This window comes from Pseudomonas sp. CFBP 13727, from assembly GCF_014841915.1.
GTDB classification, from domain to species: Bacteria; Pseudomonadota; Gammaproteobacteria; order Pseudomonadales; family Pseudomonadaceae; genus Aquipseudomonas; species Aquipseudomonas baltica.
Genome location: NZ_JACYUT010000003.1, coordinates 70,861 through 89,079, shown reverse-complemented (window position 1 = coordinate 89,079; position 18,219 = coordinate 70,861). Strand labels below are relative to the sequence as shown.

Below are 18,219 nucleotides of genomic sequence, written 5' to 3'. Positions count from 1 at the left end.
CGATGCTATAAGCATCAGCCCGAAAACAGTGCGTGATTAAACGGGCGTCCATCTATGCGGCAGAAGCTCGGCAATATCGCTCGACCGCTGCGTCGGCAGACGAGTCAGAACGTCTTTGAGATACGCATACGGATCATGCCTGTTCATGCGTGCAGACTGGATCAAGCTCATGATCGCCGCTGCCCGTTTTCCGCTGCGTAGCGATCCAGCAAACAACCAGTTTGAACGCCCAAGGGCCCACGGTCGAATCTGGTTTTCGACCTGATTGTTGTCGATTGGCACAGCCCCATTGTCCAGGTAGCGCGTCAGCGCTACCCAGCGTTTAAGGCTGTAATCCAAGGCTTTGGCCGTCGCAGATCCGCTGGGCACCATGGCCACAGCAATAAGCTTTCGGCATCCCTGACGGACGTCAGTACAATGCGCTGCTCATTCAGTCATTGCCGTTCCCATGAAAAACCTATTTACCGTTCTAGCCATCTTCCTTTCGTTCAACCTTCAAGCCTTTGCTACCCCTCCTGCCACCTTTACCGAAGCAAAGATTGTCGCGAAGCAGAAGGTCTACCTTGACCAAGCTGATAGCGTGATGGGCGAACTCTACTGCGGCTGTAAATGGACGTGGGTCGGTAAGTCTGGAGGTCGCATTGACGCGGAATCCTGCGGACTCAAGACCAGGAAACAGGAGACTCGCGCAGAGCGCACTGAATGGGAACACATCGTTCCAGCATGGACGTTTGGACATCAGCGTCAGTGCTGGCAGAACGGCGGTCGTAAGCACTGTGTCGACGACGATCCAGTATTTCGCGCCATGGAAGCAGACCTATTCAACCTCTACCCGTCTGTGGGTGAGGTGAACGGTGATCGAAGCAACTTTAACTACGGCATGGCTTCGGGTGTGGCTCCGCAGTACGGTCAGTGCAAGACCAAGGTTGACTTCGATCAGCGTGCTGCAGAACCACGTGACGAGGTCAAAGGCCTTGTCGCCCGAACGACCTTCTACATGTTTGATCGGTATCAACTCAACATGTCGCGACAGCAGCAACAGCTGCTTATGGCTTGGGACAAGCAGTATCCAGTCACGCCTTGGGAGCAAGAGCGCAACAAACGGATTGCAGCCATCATGGGGCATGCGAATCCATTCGTGACAGGCGAGCGCTCATGGACGCCGGGGTACAAACCGGCTGGTGATGGGATTGTGAATCCGATACCGCAGAGGGTAGCGAAGTCAGCGTCCGCCCCTGAGGTCATCAGTACCGCTTCGACAGGAGTGATTATTGGCAACACGAATAGCCATGTGTATCACCTACCGAATGGGTGCCCGAGCTATGACAAAGTAGCAACGAAGAATCAGATCACTTTCGGGTCAGAGTCAGAAGCGGAAGCTGCCGGATTTAGAAAGGCAGGTAATTGCAGGTAGGCAAGTCTTGTGGCCATGCCGTCCTTAAAGATGACGGCTTGAGTGTTTGTGCAGACCCCTCGCGGGGACGGCTGTCGTAAACCAAGCCAAGGGGAAAGCCATTGGCTTGGCCCTTCGGGCGTCCATACCCCACATTCGGCCTAGCAACCTGCGCCCTCCGTTTGTAAAAGATTTCGCAATGAAACTCAAATGGTAATGAATGTGCTTTGGACGGTACCACGTGGATATGAGGCTCAAACCCACTGGGTCACCGCAAGGATAACGATGGGAAGGGCCACTCCCGCCAGCAGGGTCTGACAAGCAATGATCCCGGCCATAAGCGGTGCATCTCCACCTAGCTGCCGCGCCATGATGTAGGACGATGAAGCAGTGGGGAGCGCCTGAAACAGCAGTGCTGCGATGGCAGCTTTTCCTTCCAGCCCGAACAAATGGCAAGCTCCAAGCGTGACCAGTGGCATGACTAAAAACTTCACCAGTGACGAATAGCCAACTGGGCGCAGCCACTGCCTCATGCTCCCGAACTCCAGCGCGGCGCCCACGCAGAGTAAACCTAGAGGGAGTGACGCTTGGCCCAACGCTTTGAGCACTGGCTCAATACCGATGGGCAGTCCCAAACCTGTCACTTGGATCAACCCACCAGCCAAGCACGACAGCAACAGCGGATTCAGAGCCAATTGCTTAAGGACTTTGCTCAATGGCATCCTGCCACCCGCCCCGTACTTCGCAAAGACCAACACGCACAGGATATTCACTGTGGGCACTATCGCCGCGTTCGCAACGGCTGCCAGGGCAATGCCCTGAACACCGAATAATCCCGCCGCTATCGACACGCCCACGTAATTGTTGAAACGTATACCACCCTGGAATATGGAGGTGAATGCCGCATCGTTTGTGGTGATGAGCGCTCGCGCGCTTACTAACATCAGCGATACCACAACAGTCGATACGATGAGCACAGAGACCATGCTTTGAAAGGGCACCCCATCAAGCTTAGCTGTAGCCAGCCCGTGAAAAAAAAGAGAGGGAAGCAGTACGTAATATGCCAAGCGCTCTGCCTGCGCCCAAAAGTTATCTGCCAAGAATTGACTACGTTTGAGCCATGCGCCTAACACGATCAATAATGCGATAGGCAACAAAGCTGTCAGCAAAGAGAGCGTCATGCGCTTGCCTTGATTTTCTGAACCAGCCGTTCACAGCCCTCAATCAGAACTGACTCATCAAGGGCGAATGAAAGCCTGAGATGCCCCGGCATACCGAATGCGCTACCTGGAACGGTAGCTACGCCTACTTCGAGTAGGGTTAGTGCGAAAGCCTGATCATCTTTGATCGTTCTGATCCGAGGTAACAGGTAAAACGCACCCTCCGGACACGCGACATCAATCGCTTCGCAGGCCTCGAAGACATTCAGAGCGGCATCACGCCGCTGGCGATAAATAGCATTTCGCTCTTTCACCAGTGTCTGAGGCCCAGTCAACGCAGCCACCGCCGCCACTTGGCTCAGAGTGCTGGTCTGAGTACAGCTCTGTGACTGAACCGAATTGATGGCCGTGATCAATGGCGTTGGCCCACATCCCCATCCTACCCGCCAGCCGGTCATTGCGTAGACTTTGGACACGCCATCTACGATCAAAATACGGTGAGTCAAATCAGGTGCCACCGCCGCCAAGGTCTGATATACATCATCCGTGTAACGAATTTCTGAATAGATGTCATCTGAAAGCACCATCACACCTGGGTATCGGCGCAGGACTTCAGCGATGTCTGACAGTTGCTGGCTTGAGTAGAGCGAGCCTGAAGGATTACCGGGCGCGTTCAAGATGACCCATTTGGGCGACCTTGCCACGCGAAGCGCTGCATCCAAAGCCTCTGCGGTGAGGCGATAACCGGCTTCTAGGGTAGTAGGCACCATCAAAGGTCGCGCGCCACACATTTTGATGATGGTGGGATAGCTTGCCCAATAGGGCGCAGGAACGATGACCTCATCCCCCTGTTTCAATGTCGCTTGGAAAGCGTTGTAAATGATCTGCTTCGCGCCACAGCCGACTGTCACCTGATCGTCTGAGTAATCCAGGTTTCGAATGGCTTTCATGCGCATACGGATCGCGTAACGAAGCGGTTCGATACCGTTCGAAGGTGAGTAAGTAAGGCGACCTTCAAGCGCGGCGTGCGCAGCCTCAAGCACGTGGGGCGGCGCATTGAAATCCGGCTCTCCCAATGTCAGGTCGATGACATCCCTGCCCTGAGCGCGTATCAGCGCGGCGCGCTCAGCCATGATTAAGATAGGAGACCGCAACGTAGTAGTGTCGGTAGATGAAATGATCATGGTGCCCCTCAGCGAATCATCAAGATAGGCACCACGATAAGAAGTTCGACTCTAAAATAAAAACGATTTAAAATTCAGAAATCAACAAGTTTTTCTCATAGGTCAGCTTTCGGCTGATGCGCCTTCACGGCGTTCGCCAGTGCTGAAGCCAACCGTCCAAGTGGACGGTCTTCACGCTCCAGCAACACGACGCGCCTGGTTTTTTGCGGCGTGCCGAACGGCGCGATGGTCAGTGTCGTTAGGCTTTCGACTTGATGCTTAGCAAGCGGAATAATGGAGATGCCAAGTCCATTCGAAACCATCTTTATTATTGCATCTTGACTATCTAGCTCCATGCTAGTCTGCACGCGCAGCCTCATAGCGCGTAGCTCGCGCTCAATGGTTCGACCTGCCCAGGCGCGGCGGTCGAACCTAATGAACGGCTGGCTTTTGAGCAGCAACTGCAGGTCTTGAAGAGCAAGTGACACCGGCGCGATGATCCAGAATCCCTCCTCGTAAAGCGCCGTGCTCGTCAGACCATATGGGTGCGGTTTGACCGGCTCCGTTGTGATCGCAACGTCAAACTCGCCCGCTTCAACGCGCGTAGCCAGCTCTGCGGACATGCCCGAAGCAACCGTGATTCGCAGGTGGGGATGATCGGTACGCAGTGCTGATAGCGCATGGGGCAGGACGCCGGCCAGCGCTGTCTGAATGGCGCCGATTCTAAGCCTGCCGCGCAGCTCACTGTCGCCACCAATCTCGGATGAGATGCCGTCGTATAGGGATAGGATTTCTCGTGCGCGCTCTACTGCGATATGACCTGCATCCGTGAGCACCGCCAGCCGCCTTGAACGATCAAACAGAAGTGCGTTGAAATCCTCCTCCAACGCCCGAACATGAAGGCTGACTGCTGACTGGGTGAGGTGCACGGCATCCGCTGCTCTGACGAAAGAGCCGTGCTGGGAAATAGCGAGCAGTGTTCGAAGTGCGCGTAGCGACATAGCCATTCATCCATCGAATTGATGGGCGAGCTTACCAGTCTGGACATGCGTGGTGTTTGGATGAAACCCCTTCTGCTCCTGCTCAATGTACCTGCGGCGAAATGGCGCACCCTTGTAAAATGTACATCGCGTGTTAAAGAGCGCTAAATAGCCTCCCCTTTGCAGCGATTTCATTCATGAGTTCGTTGAGACGTATCCGACCCTGGATTGCCTGCCTGGCGATCTTGCTGAACATTCTGGCCATGCCGCTCAGCCGTGCGATGCAAGCGCCCGATGTAAATCTCATGCTGTGGGGCGGATTTTGTTCCGGGGGAAACTCGAGCGTCGTCTCAGCTGAGTTTCGCCAGGCGATCGAGGCGCTTCAGATACCTCAATCCGAACCCGAACACGCCATGCACCATGCGGACTGCTGTTGCGGCCATGCCGGGCTGGCAGCCCTGCCCTCGGATTACTACCGCCATTTCTTGCCGCAGTACACACCCGGCGTTGTCCTTGAAGATCCTGAACTGCCAACGCTGCACCCAAGAATCCGCTGGCCCAGCCTGAGTCCACGCGCCTCCCCTTTTGCCTGATCACGACACCGCCCACTGCGTGCGGTGTTGCTCGCTTTAAATTCTTTCAGCGATCTGCAACGGTTGCTGAACGCCCTTGAAGTTTCTTGATGATCAGGAAGTGCGTGCTATGCCTGCTCCATTTTCTTTGCGCTCTGCAAAGCGTTTGTCTGTGTCCCGTTCTATGTGGCCTGTATTGTCGATAGGCGTACTGGTATCCAGCCCGCTGTCCTTGGCACAGGCTGAAGCCGGCGAGCCCGGAAGCTCGACGCTCACCTTGGGCGCCGTGAGCGTTCAAGGCTCCGCCAGTGGCCCTTTGGCTACCCGCAGCGTACTCAGCTCGGTGGATATTTTGGGCGCGGAAATCCTCGAAAAGATGCCAGTCAATTACAGCTGGGAGCTGTTCCGCCGCGCTCCGGGGGTAATGCTGACTGAGTTCAACCAAGGCACCACGTCAGGCAAAATCTCCTTCCGAGGCTTCAACGGCGAAGGTGAAGTGAACGCAGTAAAATTGCTGATTGATGGCATCCCAAGCAACAGCAATGACGGCAATATGCCGTACATGGACATGATTTTCCCCATGGAGTTGGACAGCATTGAGGTGGTGCGTGGCACCAGCGATGCGCGCTATGGCCTGAACAATATTGCCGGCAACGTGAACATGCTGACTCGCACGGGGGGCGACTACAACAAGGCGCGGCTGCGCTATGGCAGCTTCAATACCCACGAGGCCCAACTTGCCAATGGCATTGAGGGCAGCAACTGGACGCAAAACTATTTCTTCGCCTATCAAAAATCTGATGGCTACAGAGATCACGCTGAAGCAGATAAGTTTTCGATGTCGGGCAAATGGTTCTATACGCCGGACGATGACAGTTACCGTATTGGACTGATCGCTCGTCACTACGAAACCGAGGCTCAGGAGCCAGGCTATCTGAGTGAAGATGATGCACGTCATCACCCGGAAATGACCAACAGCTTCAACGCGACGGACAAGGGTACTCGTCGTATGAATCAGGTCAGTCTGCATTTCGATACAGACTTGGCTGATACGCTTGCCTGGTCAGCGAAGACCTACGTCAACACCTTCGATGACAGGCGCTGGACACAATACTGGAGCACCAGCGCACAACAGGAACGCGACGCTTATGAGACGCAATATGGCGCCCTCACCTCCCTGACCTGGCGACCGGAAGTCAAATGGCTATACGACTTCGCGTTGGAAGGTGGCGCAGACGTACAGCAGCAGCAAAACAAAAGTGAGCGATATCGCACCAGAGACCGTAAGCGTCTAGCTACAACCCGCGACCAGCAGTTCGACTTCGACACCTACGGCGCTTATGCCCAGGCAGAGATAAAACCTTTCGAGTCTCTGAAGATCGTACCCGCCTACCGGGTCGACAAGATCCAGGGCGATTTCACTAATGAAACGACCGGCACAAATTTCGACATCAACGACTACGGACTGATCAAGCAGCCGAAGATCAGCGTTGTCTATTCTCCGTGGGAAGTTGCCAGCTTCTACGCGAACTGGGGGCGTACCTTCCAGGTGGGCAGCGGGGCGGCGGCTTACAAGATTCCGCCCAGAGATACTGACCTAGCACCTTCGATCAACGAGGGATGGGAAACAGGCATCAAATTCACGCCGGTTGACTGGGTGGATGGACGCGTCGCCTATTGGCAGCAAAAGGCCTCTGGGGAAGTCAGTCGCCGGCTGAACGACCCGAGCGGCGAATCCGATAATGTCGGTGAAACACGTCGCTGGGGTTACGACTTACAGATGAACCTGTATCCGAATGAACGCACCAATATCTGGATGGGTTACTCCTGGCAGTATTCGAAAATACTCCAGCCAAGTGCCACGTTGCCTAACAGCAAAGGTCAGGAAATCGACCACATCCCGCATCACTTGTACAACGCTGGCATCAGCTATGACGCGACACCTGCATTACAGCTGACCGCGTGGATGAACGGTCAGACTAATTATTATCTGGAGCGGGAAAATACGAAGGGGACTTACGGCGGTTACGTGCTAATGAACCTTGGCGCAACCTACAAGGTGACTCAATCAGTGAGTGTTGACTTGCAGCTGAAGAATCTCACGAATCGATACTATGAATATGTCTGGTACGACCCGGATGGCGCGCAGGCATCCCTGCATTCGCCAGGTGATGGTCGTGCACTTTATNCCGCCAATGTTTTAACGTGCCCTGCTTTCCATGCTGTTCATCGAAAGAGGAAATAACCTGATAAAACTCCAGCACCATTGGAAATTAGATCAATAAAATTCCACACTCGAATTTAATTATACGGGATCGCAAAGCAAGGAGGGCTATCAAATCTTGCAGGTGACTCGACACGAAATGAGCACGCATAGCATTTTGATCATGCCATAAACACTCTACTACCCAGCCATCTGATTCGGAACCTTTTTTTAACTCGCATGTTGCATTACCCACAGAATCGCTTTCTAACAATTCAAGAACGTGAGATATCCTGTTCTGAAAATCATCATCCATCTTAATCTCGAATCCCATAGCTGTTCTCATAAGACTCGGCATAAATTAAAACTCCCAGCTGAAAAGAATTTATAAATTTAGGTAAACTGCTAAATTAAATATAGACAAACCGAAATATTACTAAAACCTCAGTTACCATCGATCCAGCCTGCACAACTCTCAAGAGGCTAAAATAAACGAAAATTGGTAAAAAAAATGCCAAAACGTTGCCGATTCCTGCCAAGATTCACAAATCCGCATAGTAGTCTCTAGACGAGGGTCGATCGCAGATGCCTGCCAAATGTATTCAGTTCGTTACCTATCCTGAAGTCAGCCTGCTTGACTTAGCCGGCCCTTTAGACGTTTTCATTGCTGCCAACCATTTTGCGCAAGCTGATCATGCACCATATTCATTATCCATTCTGTCGTTAGATCCAACTACGGAGATATTTCCTAGTTTCTCGTTCAGCGCCGAAGTCTTGGGCATAGATACACCAGCACCGCACACGCTGATCGTGCCGGGCGGGCCTGGAATTCACAACTTTTGTGAACATCCAGATTTCTTTAGAAATTTTGTAGGGCATTGTGAAAAAGCATCTCGCTTAGTTTCAGTTTGCACAGGGGTCTTTGCACTGGCGACTGCCGGAAGATTAGACGGACGAAATGTCACAACACACTGGTCGGCCTACGATAGGCTGGAAATTGAATTCCCATCTATCAAGGTGAAGCGCGGGCCTATATTTATTAACGATGGAGATATATGGACATCTGCTGGCGTCACCTCAGGAATCGATTTAGCTCTTGCAATTATCGAGGCAGACCTGGGGTATGCTACTGCACTAGAGGTTGCACGACATCTGGTTGTCTTTCTGAAGCGTTCCGGCGATCAGAATCAGTTCAGTTCAACACTAACCCTACAGTCAAAGAGCAGCAATTTCTCCGACCTTCACGCATGGATCAACACTAATATTAGTGGCGATCTATCGGTATCTTCACTAGCAAACTTCATGAATATGAGTGAGCGAACATTTGCTCGAAAATATCGTGAGGACAGTGGGTTTACACCTAGCAAAATGGTCGAAAAAATCCGCTTGGAAGCCGTTTGTCATATGCTGCTAACGTCACGTACGCCACTCAAAACAATTGCCCGAAAATGCGGCCTATCTAATGAAGCGACCTTGATACGTAGTTTTATGAAAACCTATGCTGTGACACCTGGCGAGTATCGCGAACGCTTTAGGTCTGGCGAGGAAGCACAAGAATGAGTGCTCAGAGCGTTTGCACCTACGAATGACTTTGAGCTTGTAACCCTGCTTGAGATCTAAGTAGAAAACGTTTCTCAACCCTATCTTTTGTTTTACGCATCAGGCTGATAAGTGTCGATAAGTCACGTTCATTGATTGGATCGAACTGATCTCAAGGCCTGGCTATCAGGTTTATATCGCACCCTCTGAACCCAATGGCAAACCGCTTCAGGTACAGGGCTTCATCAAAGCCTTTGAAAAGGCCGCACGTTTCAACAGTGAAGCGTTGCACCAGCTTCAGGAGTACGCAATACCGCTGGTGGGCCTCGATCCCGCGATGACGTTGGTGTATCGCCAGGAGTATGCGAAGACGATTGGCAGTCACGAGGTTCCAACCGTACTACTGCCGCAGGAATGGCTCGCCAATACGCTTCCACAGTCGCAAATTGTGAAAGATGGCGATCCCTATCAATTCCTTCCCCACTGCACAGAAAAAACACATGAGCCCAGTATCGTTGGCCTATGGCAGCAAGTCTATGAGCGAATGGAGTTAAAACTAAGCGTGTAAGCCAGCGGATGCTGTGGCATGTCCGGCACCTATGGGCATGAGGCAAAGAACGCTGGCACTTCTGGCGTAATTTACAAACAGTCATGAAGACCGCTTGTGAAAAAGCTTAACGCTTGAGGCCGGTAATTGGCTGACGGATATTCTTGCCGAAGCCAAGTTAAGCGATAGGACGCAGTAACCATCTTGCATCCGCTGCAGGCGCTGCTCGCAGTGGTCAGAGATGATACTGCCTGACCACTCGAGATCTCTATTTCATGCAGGAGAGTGAGCCGACTCTTTGGCGATGAGCGTACTGCCGCTCGTCTTGCGGCCTGGGTTCATTTTGCGAGAAAACGCCCGTCGGTATTCAGACGGCGACGTCCCGAGATGAACAGCGAATTGTTGCCTCAGCGACAAAGGCGTTCCGAAACCTGCCTCGCCGGCAATACATTCGATCGGCAAATCGGTGGTTTCCAACAGCTCTTGTGCTCTGACGACGCGCTCTGCGTTCAACCATTTCGAGACGGTACTGCCAGTGGTGTCTCTGAATCGCCGGGTAAATGTACGCCTGCTCATTTTCGCCTTGTCCGCCAGCACGTCGAGCGTCAGATCTTTGGCCAGATTCTTCCGGGCCCACCCTAGTACATCAGATAAGTGCGTCTCGCTGGATAGCTGCGGCACCGGGTGCTCCACGTATTGCGCTTGGCCTCCCTGCCTGTGCGGCGGGGTCACCAGCATCTTCGCGGTGCGATTCGCGATATCAGCGCCAAGTCGCTGGCGTACCAGATGAAGGCAGCAATCGATTGCCGCCACAGTACCCGCCGAGGTCATGATGTTGCCATCACTGACATAGAGCACTTCGGGCCTGAAACGAACTTCAGGAAAACGGCGTGCGAACTCGTCGCGGGCTGCCCAGTGAGTGGTGGCTTCTTTACCGTCAAGCAGTCCGGCAGCCCCGAGCACAAACGCGCCCAGGCATAAGCCCACGATGAGTTTTTCCTGAGTGTTCGCGAGCTGCAAGGCTTTCACAAGTTCTGCAGACGCAGCGACCGATTGATCGCCCCACGCCGGAATGACAATCACGTCGGATACCTGCATCAGCTCCAGACCGTGACTGACCTTTAAGCCGATGCCTTGGTCGCTGCTGACCATACCTGGCGACTCTGTGAAGTAGCTGACCTCGTATTGAGGTTCGCCAGGAGCGGATTGAGCCGTCCCCAGCACCATTCCGGGCACGGAGAGATGGAACAGGCTCACGCCTTCGAAAGCCAGAACAGCAACCCTGATGGATTTCATCGGTAAGCCTCACATTCGTGAACAGCGTTGATTACATGGCCCGATTATATCGAAATATGTCATTCAGGCCACTGGTACCCGGTATACCGTTGCATGAGAATGGGGTCATAACCTATTCAAAGGACTAAGCCTATGAATCTCAAAACACTTCCCATCGCCCTGAGCATTGCTTGCGCTGCGGCCACTCCGTTGGCATTCGCAGGTTCCGACGCTCACAAAACTCCCGATGCAGCTCATAAAGTCGGTTTGCAGCAAATCCGTAATGCAACGGTGAAAATCTCTTATGGCGACACAACTTTTCTGATCGACCCGATGCTGTCCAAGAAAGGTACTTACCCAGGATTTGACAATACTTACCGCAGCAACCTGCGTAATCCCCTCGTCGATCTGACAGAGTCGCCCGAAGAAGTGATTTCTGGCGTAGACGCTGTCATCGTCACGCATACGCATCTCGATCACTGGGATGATGCCGCTCAAAAAGCGTTACCCAAAGACATCCCTCTGTTTGCACAGCATGAAGACGATGCGAAATTGATTCGCTCCCAAGGTTTCAAGAATGTGCGCGTGCTGACTGACGAAGCTGAATTCGGCGGCGTCAAAATCACCAAGACCGGTGGGCAGCACGGTACCGACGAGATGTATGCCGTTCCAGCTCTCGCGAAGCCTCTGGGCGAAGCAATGGGCGTAGTTTTTAAGGCGCCGGGCTACAAGACCCTCTACCTCGCCGGCGACACAATCTGGCGAAAAGAGGTTGATCAGACCATTGAGAAATATCATCCCGAAGTCATCGTACTGAATGCCGGGAAAGCAATGATGACCGGCTATAAGGGATCGATCATCATGGGCGAGGAAGACGTTTTACGCGCCTCAAAGGCTGCGAAGGACGCGAAAATCGTCGCAGTGCACATGGACGCAATTAACCACATGTCCCTGACTCGTGAAGAGCTACGCACATACGTCAAAAAGCAAGGTATCGAGAGCCGGGTCGATATTCCGGAAGATGGCGCTTCACTGGAATTCTGACTCAAACCTTTTAGGTTCGGAATAAGGCAGGTGCTCAACCTGCCGATCTGAGCCTTCACTACCCAATCCCTATACTCGGATAATTTGACCGGAGATCGTTCATGAAACGTGGCCTTATAGTAGTTGATCTGCAAAACGAATACCTGCCCACCGGCAACCTGCCACTGACCGGCATTGAAGCGGCTGTCGCGAATGCTGTTCGAGTGATCAGCTACTCGCGCCGAACAGATGTTGCTGTTTTTCACATTCGGCACGAGTCCAGTGATGAAGACGCTCCGATTTTCGTCAAGGGCTCCAGCGGCGCAGGCATTCAACTGGCTGTTGCCCCTGTAGGTCACGAGCCTGTGATTGTAAAAAAACACATCAACGCCTTCCGTGAAACTGATCTTAAGCAGCAGCTGGAAGCTGCGGATATCCAGGAAGTCGTGGTCATCGGTGCCATGAGCCATATGTGCATCGACGCGGTAGTGCGGGCGGCGGCAGACATGGGCTATCCCGTTACCGTGCTGCACGATGCCTGCGCTACCTTGGATCTCACATTCAACGGTGTAAACGTTCCCGCCGTCCAAGTGCATGTAACGATGATGGCAGCTTTGGAGTTCGGCTACGCTACCGTCAAATCGGTGGACGAGTACCTGACGGCTTGACTGCGTGGCTACACGATTAAGCGGGGCCCTTGGGGCTCCTGTTTTCATCAACGCATCCATACTCAATTTCCAGGGCCCTTACTTTGTAGTGGTCTAATGAAACCGGACACCCATTTAGGCGAGAATGCTCGCCACAGAGAGGTGTCTGATGACCAAGCAACGTCGTACCTTTACCCCTGAGTTCAAGCGCGAGGCGGCGTGCCTGGTGCTCGATCAAGGCTACAGCCATACCGAAGCAGCCCGTTCGCTTGGGCTGGTTGAGTCGGCTCTGCGTCGTTGGGTGAACCAGCTCCAGCAGGAGCGTGGCGGTGTTACTCCGACCAGCAAAGCCCTGACGCCTGAGCAGCAAAAAATCCAGGAACTCGAAGCCCGTATCAATCGGCTAGAACGGGAAAAATCGATCTTAAAAAAGGCCACCGCGCTCTTGATGGCCGAGGAACACGAGCGTTCGCGTTAATCGATCAACTGCGGGCTCAAGAGCCGATTGATCTGTTGTGCTCGGTATTTGAAGTAACCCGATCTTGCTACTACGCGTACTGCCGAAAACGTCGGTATCCGGATGCCGAACGGGTGGTTTTGCGTAGTCGCGTGAACGAGCTGTTCACGCAAAGCCGAAGCGCTGCGGGCAGCCGAAGCATCATGCTGATGATGAAAGAGGACGGCATGCAGATCGGGCGATTCAAGGTACGTAGGTTGATGCGCGAGATGAACTTGATCAGCAAACAGCCGGGCTCACATGCCTACAAAAAGGCTACTGTGGAGCGGCCTGATATTCCGAACGTGCTTGATCGGGGCTTCAACGTTACATCCCCGAACAAGGTCTGGTGCGGTGACATTACGTACGTTTGGGCTGAGGGTCGATGGCACTACCTGGCGGCTGTCATCGACCTTTGTGCCCGCCGTGTTGTGGGTTGGGCGTTCTCATCCAAGCCCGACGCCGACTTGGTGATCAAGGCGTTGGACATGGCTTACGAGCAGCGTGGCAGGCCGCAAAACGTAATGTTTCATAGCGATCAGGGCAGCCAGTATGGCAGCAGGAGTTTCCGCCAAAGACTATGGCGATACCGCTTCACACAGAGCATGAGTCGGCGCGGCAACTGCCACGATAACGCGCCGATGGAGCGGCTATTTCGCAGCCTGAAAACTGAATGGATACCGACGGTGGGCTACATGAGCGCTGCGCTAGCGCAACAGGACATCGGCCGGTTCCTGATGGAGCGATACAACTGGCGGCGACCGCATCAGTTCAACGAAGGGCTAGCGCCTGCGGTCGCTGAGGAAAAACTCAATTTAGTGTCCGGGAATTGTTGACCACTACACATTGAGGTAGGTGACTACCAGGACTTCACAGAGGCACTCGACAGATTTGAGCAGGCTGCGGATGAGGCTGAGGAAATGGCGTCATCTCTAGACCAGGCAAGACTGAATAGTGGGATGGAAAACGTCGCGAAGGCGGTTTCCAAGGATCCAGGATTCATTTCCCTTCGTGGCAAGCGAAAGCGGGCGATGTACGTCCTAAGGCATTACCAACAGGAGATTCCTGAGTCTCCATATCTTGAGCGACCCGATCAGGGATCAGAACCTATTGATCGGAACGTTGTTCTCGTTGCAAGGCAGGCCGCTGATATTCTTGAGTTTGAGACCTGAACACGGTCAACCGGAAAAGTACCACAGCCGGTTAACGGTGCTCTTGGGCAGTTCTAATTGCCGGCAAACCTCCGCCTGAGAAAGGCCTGCAGCCTTGAGATCGCGCACCGCTTTGAGTCTTTCTGCGGCAGCGATTCTCTGGGGCGTAGTGAGCTTTTGGGGTTCAGCAGGTAGCTGCTCATCAAGAACACCAAGCTGCATGAGTTCTTTGATTGTGTCATTCAGAACTGAGCGCGCGGTTTTGCCTTCATCAGCTGCGGCCACCAGCGTGAGAAAAGAGAGTGGCATCAGGCCTAGCGCTTTAGCTAAGTCGGCACTGAGATCGACGGTTGCCGATGTCGTCGATGCTTCCAGGCGGCTTATGTGTGCTTGATCGGTCTGATGCTGGAGGTCTGCTTGCGACAACCCATGTCGAACCCTCAGCCACTGTAGCGTTGCCGCATATGCCTTGCGCAAAGACATCAAGCGCACCTCTGCCCAAAAGGAGAACGTATGCCGCGTTTGATGAGTTCCACACAAATGTATATAGTCATTGCGATGGAACTAAAGGCATGCCGCCTTTGCGATCTGTACGTACGCTGAACCCTATTTTCTTTGTCGCCAAGGGGATCATCAATTTATGGCTAATTCTCCTGAACACGAGCTGCTCCAGGATGGTAGGCAGTCCTCCGCTGGCACGTCTCTATCTCATACCGAGGTGGAGGCATTGGTAGCGCAGCGCTTCGGTCGCAAGCCTTTTTGCACTGTTGAGGATTGGCTCATCTTTCATGTCGACGAGCCCCCTGAGTCGCTCGCGAAAGTACGAGCAACTGGCCTAGAGCCGATGTTCATGTATGCCCATTGCGTCATCCATGACGGTCATGGCCGGTTCCCGCCAGGGGGATGGGTACGCTCAACCCTTTGCAAATCGTTCGACGGTGTTTGCCTTTTCGAGACGCGAAACACCGTGTACGTGCTCATGGGAAAAGGGCGCGAGATGACTGCCTCGCTGAAGACAATATTTGGCTTATGTTAATCGCAGGTGCGCTTCCCGGGCCTGCTCTACACGAGATACACGATGTTTAGGATTAGCATGCAAGACCAGGCGGGCCCAGTGGGAATGTTCGGCGACGGCCTGGCTCACTTCCACGCCGTGTCGCGCACCTTGGTTACGCATTGGTATCACGTAAGCCTGCAGCGGCGGCACGACGGTCGCTTCGTGGCTTATGAGGAAATGCTAAACGACGAGCCGCGACTTGTTGAGCTTCTGGTCTCCCAAGACGAGAGTATGGCCGTCCAAGAAGTCCAGATCGTCACTCCAAGTTGGATGAATAAGGGCTCGAGCTGGAGGATGGAAAAACTGACCTCCCTGTCCATGGGATTCAACCAGGTTGACGTACCCATCTGCGTGGTGGAAGTGGAGAGTGGTGATGTGTACGTCAATACCCATCAACGCGACCTTGATGTCAATTCGCTGACCGGCTTGAAAGAGCTATACCGGCGCAGCGCGTCAAACCCTACCGTATTTTCCTCATTGAGAGGCTTATAGTCGTGGCTGGAGTCAACACCGTGTCGGTCGATCTACATGTAAAACGCTACTCCGATTTCGACCTCATTCGAATCGCTAAGGCTGCTACCCAGGATTACGAAGGGTTGGTCACTGCGTTCCTGGTGAACGTCCACATTCATGCGTGCAGCGCTGTTGGTGTCGTGTTCAGCCATATTTGCCCAGGGCCATATGACCGGTTTTCAGACGGTCACCTGATCCGGACGTCGGACATTCAGTCTGTCTCAAAGCAAGGTAGGTTTTGGGTGATCGACACGCTCAACTCGAAGTACGTGATCGCGACGTTTAGGCGTGACGTCGGGCGGCGTAGCTTGCGGGAGTTTATGCGTGTAGCGAGTGGGCGGTATGTGCCAACGCCCAGCCGTTTCCAGTAGTCCATTCCCAGACTGTTTTTCTGGCGTGCCCTACGGGACGGCTGTCGTAAACCAAGTCCCTGCCGGGTCTCGGCCCTCGCGGGCTTCCATCCGCACGCCTCCGGCCCGTGGCCTGCGCGCTCCGCTTGCCGTGTTGGCCGCGAGGCTAACGCTGCAGATCCCGGCCCCTGATACACCTTGGATACTATGAATCAGCCAACTGACGCCCTACCTGAAATTGACATCAAGGAGTTTCGAGGCCGCTATCCTCAGATGTTCTCAGACCCTGCAGTCGATGAGATCTACTGCGACCCCGGGTGGAAGAATCTCCTGATTGCGGTTTGTGAAGTTCTCCAGGATTACCTGAGGCGCCACCCGGAGGTTACCCCCGTGACTGTCGTGCAGATCAAATCTAAATTCGGCGAGCTGCACTTTTTCTTCGACGGTGGGGATGCGTACTGCAGAGGGGCAGTAGACGCAGCGATCCAGCTATCGACGAAAACCTGCTCGTATTGCGGAGCGCCTGGAAAGCAGGTTGGCGGCGCTTGGATCAGTACATTGTGCTCGATGCACGACGGCAGCACTCGGTCGAGACATAGTGACTGACAGATTTGCGTCTAACTGAGAAATTGCACTGATTTGACGACCTATCTGCATCCATGGAGAAAACGGTGAGGCCTGCAGACGCGATACGAGGAAAGGAAGTGGAGATTCAGCGTCTCATCGAGACCTATGGCTTCACTGAGCCCAACCTGTTCGACTCAGTTGCTCGAGGCGATGATCACAAGGGTAACTACCTTGATCTGCTCGTGACCATCCCTCCAGCAATGGTCGGCAAGATTTCCTTGTTCGATGTCTTTGAGTTTGAAGACGAGTTTCGGGCCCTGGTCGGTGTGCCGGTCGACCTCCACATCCACAACAACATCTCCGAACACTTCAGGCAATCCATCGAACGAGAGATGTTCACGCTCTAGCTGCTGGCTGGGGAGGTGAACATGCTCGCGATGATCCTGGCGTCCAAAAGAGCGTGGTGAGGCAGTTCTTTTCCTTCATTTGTAGGCGACAGGGTCGTCGCATTGGTAGGGAAGTTTCTGATGTTCCTGGGCCACTTCCCATCGTAGTAGGCGAGCTCGCAAAACAACTCCCAGTCGTACTCAGGCGCATCAGTGACAACCTCGAGCTGTTCGTCGTAGGTTGCCAAGAACCGGAGGAGCGCTGATCTGGCCTCGATCAGAGGCATGGCGTACTCACCGCCCCAGAGCTGCGGAAGCACGATTTCCTTTACGAAATCACTGCACTCCTCGAGTCGCCACGTGTCTTGCAATTCCACGTAGAATTCGCGCCCATCCTCAGCTACCAATGCGACCGATATCAGCTTCGCTGCCGCTGAAAGCCGTGTAAATTCGCAATCGAGATAGAGCCTCATGCTGCAAAAACTCCGTGATGACTAGGGCTCGCCTAAATATGGAGCAGGAAGGACAGCTGTGGGATATGGCCCTCCAGCACCTTGGCCATAATGAGCTACTCGAGCTGGTAGTAGAGCTGTGGCGAGGCGTTTCTCCTCCGCCCACACGATTAGTAGAGCATCTCAGCACCAGCAACCTGAGCCAACCAGTGCTGAATGTACTGAATATTGCCCAGGAGCGAGTCGGGGCATTTGTACCTGGCCAAACGCCGGCGCCTGGTATGGTGACACTGTACGCTCGTCACGCGAGCGACCTAGCGGACGGGCTCATTACGCGACTGCCAAAAGGCCTGCTTTCGCGTGCCTGGAGAGGCTCCTGTCTTGCAATCGAGCTGGGCATCTGACGTCCGGGCATGCGCCCAAAAGACACTACGAGTTTCGATTCATACTCACCCTTCGATTCAGCGGCCTTGAGCCATTGCGTCATCAAAATCAATACGGGGAAAAGGGCCACCGTCGGTACGTTGCTGCATGGCGTATTGGGAGGGGCGCATAAAAGGCATCAGTTGTCACCCCTGACTACAAGGTCATATATTGAGGACTAGATTGTCGTCGCATTGCGGGACAGCAAGCCCTCCCGTTTTTTAATACCGCGCAAGTGCTGCGTATGGCGTGAACAAGGCTTGGTCGCCTCGACATGGCGCAAGAAGGTCAGCTGAAAATGATCGCTGTACGCAGCGTGCTT

The 18,219-nt window shown here is 53.6% G+C and carries 16 protein-coding genes and 3 pseudogenes; 12 read left to right on the top strand and 7 right to left on the bottom strand.

The features are described 5' to 3' along the window. Window positions 1-36: 36 nt before the first annotated feature. A pseudogene (locus IFT76_RS11020) lies at window positions 37-372 on the bottom strand (IS66 family transposase); the annotation flags it as partial. 76 nt (window positions 373-448) lie between these two features. Here IFT76_RS11020 and IFT76_RS11015 point away from each other — a divergent pair. Then, window positions 449-1,414: an endonuclease gene (locus IFT76_RS11015; protein WP_192058372.1), complete on the top strand. Its 966-nt coding sequence runs from the start codon at window positions 449-451 to the stop codon at window positions 1,412-1,414. Window positions 1,415-1,647: 233 nt separating this feature from the next. Here IFT76_RS11015 and IFT76_RS11010 read toward each other — a convergent pair whose 3' ends face one another. The 3 genes from IFT76_RS11010 to IFT76_RS11000 all read right to left on the bottom strand — a co-directional run bounded on the left by IFT76_RS11010 (window position 1,648) and on the right by IFT76_RS11000 (window position 4,717). Further along, the gene (locus tag IFT76_RS11010; RefSeq protein WP_192058370.1) at window positions 1,648-2,574 is read right to left on the bottom strand and encodes an AEC family transporter; all 927 of its coding nucleotides are present in this window, start codon (window positions 2,572-2,574) and stop codon (window positions 1,648-1,650) included. Beyond that, entirely contained in the window at window positions 2,571-3,737 is a 1,167-nt protein-coding gene (locus tag IFT76_RS11005) for a pyridoxal phosphate-dependent aminotransferase (protein ID WP_192058368.1), read from the bottom strand. The genes IFT76_RS11010 and IFT76_RS11005 overlap by 4 nt, the downstream gene beginning before the upstream one ends. 95 nt (window positions 3,738-3,832) lie before the next feature. Next, window positions 3,833-4,717: a LysR substrate-binding domain-containing protein gene (locus IFT76_RS11000; RefSeq protein WP_192058366.1), complete on the bottom strand. Its 885-nt coding sequence runs from the start codon at window positions 4,715-4,717 to the stop codon at window positions 3,833-3,835. Between the two features lie 176 nt (window positions 4,718-4,893). Between IFT76_RS11000 and IFT76_RS10995 the strand changes: the two genes are divergently transcribed. The 4 genes and pseudogenes from IFT76_RS10995 to IFT76_RS20840 form a co-directional block, all read left to right on the top strand. After that, window positions 4,894-5,289 (top strand): DUF2946 domain-containing protein, encoded by a 396-nt coding sequence (locus tag IFT76_RS10995; RefSeq protein WP_122797568.1) that lies wholly within the window; start codon window positions 4,894-4,896, stop codon window positions 5,287-5,289. A 109-nt stretch (window positions 5,290-5,398) separates the two neighbouring features. Continuing rightward, window positions 5,399-7,456: pseudogene (locus IFT76_RS10990) on the top strand (TonB-dependent receptor); the annotation flags it as partial. A gap of 600 nt (window positions 7,457-8,056) precedes the next feature. Next, entirely contained in the window at window positions 8,057-9,031 is a 975-nt protein-coding gene (locus IFT76_RS10985; protein ID WP_192058364.1) for a GlxA family transcriptional regulator, read from the top strand. Between the two features lie 133 nt (window positions 9,032-9,164). After that, window positions 9,165-9,746 (top strand): annotated as a pseudogene (locus IFT76_RS20840) (hypothetical protein); the annotation flags it as partial. Window positions 9,747-9,830: 84 nt separating this feature from the next. On the opposite strand, the gene IFT76_RS10980 reads toward IFT76_RS20840, so the two are convergent. Continuing rightward, the gene (locus IFT76_RS10980) at window positions 9,831-10,853 is read right to left on the bottom strand and encodes a GlxA family transcriptional regulator (protein WP_192058361.1); all 1,023 of its coding nucleotides are present in this window, start codon (window positions 10,851-10,853) and stop codon (window positions 9,831-9,833) included. Between the two features lie 132 nt (window positions 10,854-10,985). Here IFT76_RS10980 and IFT76_RS10975 point away from each other — a divergent pair, with 132 nt between their 5' ends. From IFT76_RS10975 to IFT76_RS10965, 3 genes are all read left to right on the top strand, one after another. Then, complete coding sequence (locus IFT76_RS10975) at window positions 10,986-11,876, top strand: MBL fold metallo-hydrolase (protein ID WP_192058359.1); 891 nt, start codon at window positions 10,986-10,988, stop codon at window positions 11,874-11,876. A gap of 101 nt (window positions 11,877-11,977) precedes the next feature. Beyond that, the gene (locus tag IFT76_RS10970) at window positions 11,978-12,523 is read left to right on the top strand and encodes a cysteine hydrolase family protein (RefSeq protein ID WP_192058357.1); all 546 of its coding nucleotides are present in this window, start codon (window positions 11,978-11,980) and stop codon (window positions 12,521-12,523) included. A 148-nt stretch (window positions 12,524-12,671) separates the two neighbouring features. Then, window positions 12,672-13,834, top strand: a protein-coding gene (locus tag IFT76_RS10965; protein WP_122796607.1) for an IS3 family transposase whose coding sequence is annotated in 2 segments (ribosomal slippage) — window positions 12,672-12,924 and window positions 12,924-13,834 — 1,164 coding nt in all. Because the reading frame shifts where the segments join, the coding sequence is not laid out codon by codon here. 342 nt (window positions 13,835-14,176) lie between these two features. Here the strand turns inward: IFT76_RS10965 and IFT76_RS10960 are convergent. Continuing rightward, window positions 14,177-14,632 (bottom strand): helix-turn-helix domain-containing protein, encoded by a 456-nt coding sequence (locus IFT76_RS10960; protein WP_122528815.1) that lies wholly within the window; start codon window positions 14,630-14,632, stop codon window positions 14,177-14,179. Window positions 14,633-14,789: 157 nt separating this feature from the next. Here IFT76_RS10960 and IFT76_RS20930 point away from each other — a divergent pair, with 157 nt between their 5' ends. From IFT76_RS20930 to IFT76_RS10950, 4 genes are all read left to right on the top strand, one after another. Continuing rightward, the gene (locus IFT76_RS20930) at window positions 14,790-15,185 is read left to right on the top strand and encodes a DUF6957 family protein (protein WP_306458173.1); all 396 of its coding nucleotides are present in this window, start codon (window positions 14,790-14,792) and stop codon (window positions 15,183-15,185) included. Between the two features lie 42 nt (window positions 15,186-15,227). Then, on the top strand, window positions 15,228-15,698 hold the full coding sequence (locus IFT76_RS10955; protein WP_192058355.1) for a hypothetical protein: 471 nt from the start codon (window positions 15,228-15,230) through the stop codon (window positions 15,696-15,698). 2 nt (window positions 15,699-15,700) lie between these two features. Continuing rightward, window positions 15,701-16,090, top strand: a complete 390-nt coding sequence (locus IFT76_RS20835; protein WP_320498430.1) for a hypothetical protein — start codon at window positions 15,701-15,703, stop codon at window positions 16,088-16,090. Window positions 16,091-16,773: 683 nt separating this feature from the next. Further along, a complete protein-coding gene (locus IFT76_RS10950; protein WP_320498431.1) occupies window positions 16,774-17,043 on the top strand; it encodes a nucleotidyltransferase family protein in 270 nt (89 codons plus the stop codon). Here IFT76_RS10950 and IFT76_RS10945 read toward each other — a convergent pair. Further along, window positions 17,040-17,495: a 3'-5' exoribonuclease gene (locus IFT76_RS10945; protein WP_192058351.1), complete on the bottom strand. Its 456-nt coding sequence runs from the start codon at window positions 17,493-17,495 to the stop codon at window positions 17,040-17,042. The two genes, IFT76_RS10950 and IFT76_RS10945, sit on opposite strands and share 4 nt — an antisense overlap. Window positions 17,496-18,219: the final 724 nt, after the last annotated feature.